Origin of the sequence: Mycobacterium parascrofulaceum ATCC BAA-614, assembly GCF_000164135.1 — a bacterium.
In the GTDB taxonomy this organism is placed as follows: domain Bacteria; phylum Actinomycetota; class Actinomycetes; order Mycobacteriales; family Mycobacteriaceae; genus Mycobacterium; species Mycobacterium parascrofulaceum.
The window spans coordinates 109099-114113 of record NZ_GG770560.1 but is presented as its reverse complement, the minus strand read 5'-3'; the positions used below and the strand labels follow the sequence as shown (position 1 = coordinate 114113).

Below are 5015 nucleotides of genomic sequence, written 5' to 3'. Positions count from 1 at the left end.
TCCCTGGTCTCGGCGGCGCGAAAGAGGTAATACCACGCGGGGGAAACTCCATACTTTTGGACCTCTGGGTTCCGGTACTTCGGCTCGGCATGACAGAGGTGGTAACCATACTGTGCGAGTAGCGGATTGATATCGGTACCGTCGTCCAACCGTACGGCGTATCGCCCCTCGTCGTCAGCGTTGGGAACGATGAAAAGGAACTCGATCTGGAGTTCGGCGCACCGGGCGGCCCAGTAAGCGACGGCCTCGACCGCGCATTCAGAGAAGCTATGGATGTTGACCGCTAGTTCGATCGTTCCGGGAACGAGGTCCTGTTGGTCGTCCAACGCGACGACACGTGTACGTTCCGCGCCTTTTCTCGACAGGTAATACGAGGAGATGAACGTCGACTCGGGGATGGCGTCGATGCAGAAATAGGTATCGATGGTGCCAAACGCCGTTACAGCGCGGTAGGCGAGCCTGCCGTATCCCGCGCCGATGTCGAGCACTTTCAACCCCGGCCGGCGCGAGATCCGCAGCGTACGTTCCAGAAACAGCAGCTCACAAACCGAGTCGAGGAGGTCGCGGCTGACGATCCTCTGATTCCCGTCGCGGTCTGTGTCGGATGTCGGAAACGTAAATACGCCGAAGTCGCCGTCTTCAGTGAAGATGTCTAGAAGACCGAGCGTGTCAATGGTTTTCAAATACGAGTATGTCAGCGCATGTTTCTCGGGCGTGTTGTTGGCCTGGAACTGCCAGACGTAGCAATTGTCGCCTCGGAAATAGAGCAGATCCTCGGGCGTGACGTAACCGGGAGCCCAAACGGGCGGTGTGCCGCTGTTGACGCCGGCATAGCGCTGGCGTAGCGCTTGGAGCTCAGGATTTGTCGCGCGGAGGGCGGCGTAATCAACGGAAGCAACGCCTTGACCCGAGTGCCCTCGCCAGTCGAGAAGCCATGGACGCTTACCGTCCTTGATGCGCTCGAAGTCCTCACTTGACAGGGCCTTCAGCATCTGCCGTGTCGCAGGGTCGAACTGCGACAGGGCCACATCGTCGGGAGTGTCCTGCGGCCAGCCGGAAAACACCATGCCGCTCCTCATGTACGTCCGGTTTTTGTTGCTCTTGAGCGTTCCCACGGTAGTGCTCCGGGAACCGAACTTCGCCGGCGTGTAGGGAGGAAAGGAGTCGATGGAGACGTTCAGCGGCTGCTCACCGCGCTGGGCCGCGTTCGGGGCGGTGCGCCCCCGGCTGGTACGTCAGCAGGGCTGGCCCGGCGGCGTCCAGTACGGCTCGCCGGACGGGGTGTAGCACGGCGGCGGTGCGTCGGGCGGCGGGGTCGTCATCGCGTCGGCCGGCAGGACCCAGTTACCCCAGCGTCCCGGATCGGTGCACCCGCCGACGCTCACGTGCCGACCGCCGACGTCGGCGCACGCGTCGGCCGTCGCCCGTTGCGGGCAGGCGATGCCCGCCGCAAATCCGGCCGCGATTATCGAGGTCACGACCGGTACCGCCAGTCTGGATGCGATTCTCATGCCGCTCAGCGTAGATTGCTGGCGCTGGATGAGGAGCGGTTTCGCCGCACAGGTGCGGGACCTGGATATGGCGGCGGAACGCCCGGAGCGCGCGGCGTTGCGCGGCCGGCTGCCTGGGGGTGGACCGGGTCACGGCATTGGCCGTCCGGCGGCGTGGGCGCCGGGTCCACGGTGTGGACGCCCGCGGCAATAACGTGGCCCGGGCGGTGGTTCATACTGAATGCAAGACTTGGGCTCTTCCTGCGGACCCCTGAGACAGCAAGGTAGCGACGATGACGAGGTTGGACTCCGTCGAAAGGGCGGTTGCCGACATTGCGGCGGGTAAGGCCGTGGTCGTCATCGACGACGAGGACCGCGAGAACGAAGGGGACCTGATCTTCGCCGCCGAAAAGGCGACGCCGGAGCTGGTGGCGTTCATGGTCCGCTACACCTCGGGCTACCTGTGCGTCCCGCTGGACGGCGCGATCTGCGACCGGCTGGGGCTGCTGCCCATGTACGCGGTGAACCAGGACAAGCACGGCACCGCCTACACCGTCACGGTCGATGCGAGAAACGGTGTCGGCACCGGCATTTCGGCGTCCGACCGGGCCACCACCATGCGCCTGCTGTCGGACCCCGCCAGCGTCGCCGACGATTTCACCCGCCCCGGCCACGTGGTTCCCTTGCGCGCCAAGGACGGCGGCGTGTTGCGCCGCCCGGGCCACACCGAGGCCGCCGTCGACCTGGCCCGGATGGCGGGGTTGCAGCCCGCGGGCGCGATCTGCGAGATCGTCAGCCAGAAGGACGAGGGCTCGATGGCGCAGACCGACGAGCTGCGGGTGTTCGCCGACGAGCACGACCTCGCGCTGATCACGATCGCCGACCTGATCGAATGGCGGCGCAAGCACGAGAAGCACATCGAGCGGATCGCCGAGGCGCGCATCCCGACCCGGCACGGGGAGTTCCGCGCCATCGGCTACGCCAGCATCTATGAGGACGTCGAACACGTGGCGCTCGTGCGCGGGGAGATCGCCGGGCCCAACGCCGACGGCGACGACGTGCTGGTCCGGGTGCACTCCGAGTGCCTGACCGGCGACGTGTTCGGCTCCCGCCGCTGCGATTGCGGGCCCCAACTGGACGCCGCGATGGCGATGGTCGCGCGGGAGGGGCGTGGCATCGTGCTGTACATGCGCGGCCACGAGGGCCGCGGCATCGGCCTGATGCACAAATTGCAGGCCTACCAGTTGCAGGACGCCGGTGAGGACACCGTCGACGCCAATCTCAAACTCGGATTGCCCGCCGACGCACGGGATTACGGGATCGGCGCCCAGATCCTGGTGGACCTTGGGGTGCGCTCGATGCGGTTGCTGACCAACAACCCGGCCAAGCGGGTGGGGCTGGACGGGTACGGCCTGCACATCATCGAGCGGGTGCCGCTGCCGGTGCGGGCCAACGCGGAGAACATTCGCTACCTGATGACCAAGCGGGACAAGATGGGCCACGACCTCGCCGGCCTGGACGATTTCCATGAATCCGTCCATCTGCCAGGCGAATTCGGTGGAGCCCTGTGACCGCCGGCGACAGGACGATGCGGTGCGGGTGTCACCCGCGTGGGGGACGGCGCAGGTGAGCGGTAGCGGGGAGCCGGAGATCCCGGCGCTCGATGCCACGGGTCTGCGGCTTGGCATCGTCGCGAGCACCTGGCACGGCAAGATCTGCGAAGCGCTGCTGCAGGGTGCCCGCAGGGTGGCCGCCGAGTCGGGCATCGACAACCCGACGGTGGTCCGCGTCCTCGGCGCGATCGAGATCCCGGTGGTCGCACAGGAACTGACCCGCAATCACGACGCGGTCATCGCGCTGGGCGTCGTGATTCGGGGCGAGACGCCGCATTTCAGCTACGTCTGCGACGCGGTGACCCAGGGCTTGACCAGGGTGGCGCTGGACGCGTCGACACCCGTCGCCAACGGGGTGCTGACCACGAACACCGAGCAGCAGGCCCTCGATCGCGCCGGACTGCCGGAATCGGTCGAAGACAAGGGCGCCCAGGCGGCCGCGGCGGCTCTGACCGCGGCGCTGACCCTGCGTGACCTGCGCGCCCGGCCGTGACCGATCGCGAGGGGTGGGACGTCGAGTTGCGTCCGCACCGCACAACGATATTCGTCTACGGCGCGGCGTTCGTCATCGCCGCGGTGCACATCGCGATCGGATTCCTGCTCAAGGTCGGGTCCACCGGGGTGGTCTTCCAGACCAGCGACCAGGTGGCGATGGTGCTGCTCGGCCTGGTGCTCGCCGGCGTGGTGTTGCTGTTCGCGCGGCCCCGGCTGCGGATCGGAGCGGCCGGCATATCGGTGCGTAACCTGCTGGGGGACAAACTGATCGCGTGGCCCGACGTGGCCGGTGTCTCGTTCCCGGTGGGCAACCGCTGGGCGCGAATCGATCTGCCCGACGACGAGTACATCCCCGTGATGGCCATCCAGGCGGTCGACAAGGAGCGCGCCGTCGACGCGATGGAAACCGTGCGGTCGCTGTTGGCCCGTTATCGGCCGGACCTGCCGTCCCGCTGAAACGGGCTGCCCGCGCTTTCGTGGACAGCCCGTTCAGGTGGACGGGTCAGTACCTAGTGCAGTCGGTCATCATCTGCTGGAAGATCGGCAAAGCCTGCTGCGCGCCCTGGTTGTGCTCGATGGCGTGGAGCAGGTTCACGCGCTGATCCGGCGACGACGCCAGGTACTGCTGCAGGAACTGCTGGTTCGGCGGCGACTGGTCCAGGTACTGAGCGGCCATCGGGTTTTCCGCGTGCACCGCCCGCATCGCCTGGTCGTAGCTGCAGGTCGTGTGGATCATGGGGCCGTAGTCGGGGGCAGCGGATGCGACCCCGGCCGCGGCGGTCGACGCCAATGCCAGACCGCCAACCCCCAGCGCGAGCCTGGTCAACGAGCGCTTGAACATCTGTGGACTCCCTCCATTGATTGCCACCACTCTAACGTCCAGCTACGACCTAGGTAACCGGATTGGGCGGCCCGCAAACCGTCCGCGTTCAGGCTCAGTGGCCATCCTCGCTGGTCACCGGCCCTCCGGCGGCCGATCCGCCGGTTTCGGGCGCCCAGCCGTTCGGCAGCATCGGAACGGTCGGTCCGCGGCCCGAATCGTCGCCGGTCAGGGTCGCCAGGCCGGCCGCCGGCCCGGCGCCGGCCGAGCCGGCGGCGCCCGACCCCCCGATCGTTCCCGCGCCCTGGGTCGAGGCCGCCGTGTACGCGGCGTACCCGTCGGAATCGAGGTATTCGTAGCGGCGGCCGGGGTCGACCAAACCCGGACGGGTGCGCCTGCGGTGCCGGCTCTGCTCCCGCCGGCCCGAGGCGGCCGGCGCGGCGACGGCGTCGGGCACGGCCGACCGCTGGTCGACGGGCGAGCCGAGCCTCATGTCCGTGCCGGCCCCGAGGCCGGGAGGCCCGACCACGTAGGGGTAACTGAAGGCGGGGGCGCCGGGGGCGGGCGGCGCCGGCGCCGTGGCGGATACCGATGCCG

7 protein-coding genes are annotated in these 5015 nt (G+C 67.8%); 3 read left to right on the top strand and 4 right to left on the bottom strand.

Going from position 1 to position 5015, the window contains the following annotated elements:
- Both HMPREF0591_RS33310 and HMPREF0591_RS26775 read right to left on the bottom strand, forming a co-directional pair.
- Positions 1-1115, bottom strand: a 1115-nt coding sequence (locus HMPREF0591_RS33310) for a putative sugar O-methyltransferase (protein WP_007171906.1), incomplete at its 3' end; no start/stop codon positions are given.
- Between the two features lie 120 nt (positions 1116-1235).
- Complete coding sequence (locus HMPREF0591_RS26775; protein ID WP_040624142.1) at positions 1236-1511, bottom strand: hypothetical protein; 276 nt, start codon at positions 1509-1511, stop codon at positions 1236-1238.
- Between the two features lie 272 nt (positions 1512-1783).
- Between HMPREF0591_RS26775 and HMPREF0591_RS26770 the strand changes: the two genes are divergently transcribed.
- From HMPREF0591_RS26770 to HMPREF0591_RS26760, 3 genes are read left to right on the top strand one after another with little or no spacing between them, the layout of a single operon-like run.
- Positions 1784-3061 (top strand): bifunctional 3,4-dihydroxy-2-butanone-4-phosphate synthase/GTP cyclohydrolase II, encoded by a 1278-nt coding sequence (locus HMPREF0591_RS26770; protein ID WP_007171903.1) that lies wholly within the window; start codon positions 1784-1786, stop codon positions 3059-3061.
- The gene (gene ribH / locus HMPREF0591_RS26765; protein ID WP_007171902.1) at positions 3048-3596 is read left to right on the top strand and encodes a 6,7-dimethyl-8-ribityllumazine synthase; all 549 of its coding nucleotides are present in this window, start codon (positions 3048-3050) and stop codon (positions 3594-3596) included. The genes HMPREF0591_RS26770 and ribH overlap by 14 nt, the downstream gene beginning before the upstream one ends.
- Positions 3593-4054 (top strand): PH domain-containing protein, encoded by a 462-nt coding sequence (locus HMPREF0591_RS26760; protein ID WP_007171901.1) that lies wholly within the window; start codon positions 3593-3595, stop codon positions 4052-4054. Before ribH ends, HMPREF0591_RS26760 begins: the two co-directional genes overlap by 4 nt.
- A gap of 46 nt (positions 4055-4100) precedes the next feature.
- On the opposite strand, the gene HMPREF0591_RS26755 is transcribed toward HMPREF0591_RS26760, so the two are convergent.
- Positions 4101-4439, bottom strand: a complete 339-nt coding sequence (locus HMPREF0591_RS26755; protein WP_007171900.1) for a hemophore-related protein — start codon at positions 4437-4439, stop codon at positions 4101-4103.
- A 94-nt stretch (positions 4440-4533) separates the two neighbouring features.
- Positions 4534-5015 (bottom strand): PPW family C-terminal domain-containing PPE protein (locus HMPREF0591_RS26750; protein WP_040624141.1); only part of this gene is annotated, 482 nt, incomplete at its 5' end.

Bases quoted from the DNA above. Each gene is read 5' to 3' on its own strand.
- HMPREF0591_RS26775 (WP_040624142.1), bottom strand. From the start codon at position 1,511: ATGAGAATCGCATCCAGACTGGCGGTACCGGTCGTGACCTCGATAATC.
- HMPREF0591_RS26770 (WP_007171903.1), top strand. From the start codon at position 1,784: ATGACGAGGTTGGACTCCGTCGAAAGGGCGGTTGCCGACATTGCGGCG.
- HMPREF0591_RS26755 (WP_007171900.1), bottom strand. From the start codon at position 4,439: ATGTTCAAGCGCTCGTTGACCAGGCTCGCGCTGGGGGTTGGCGGTCTG.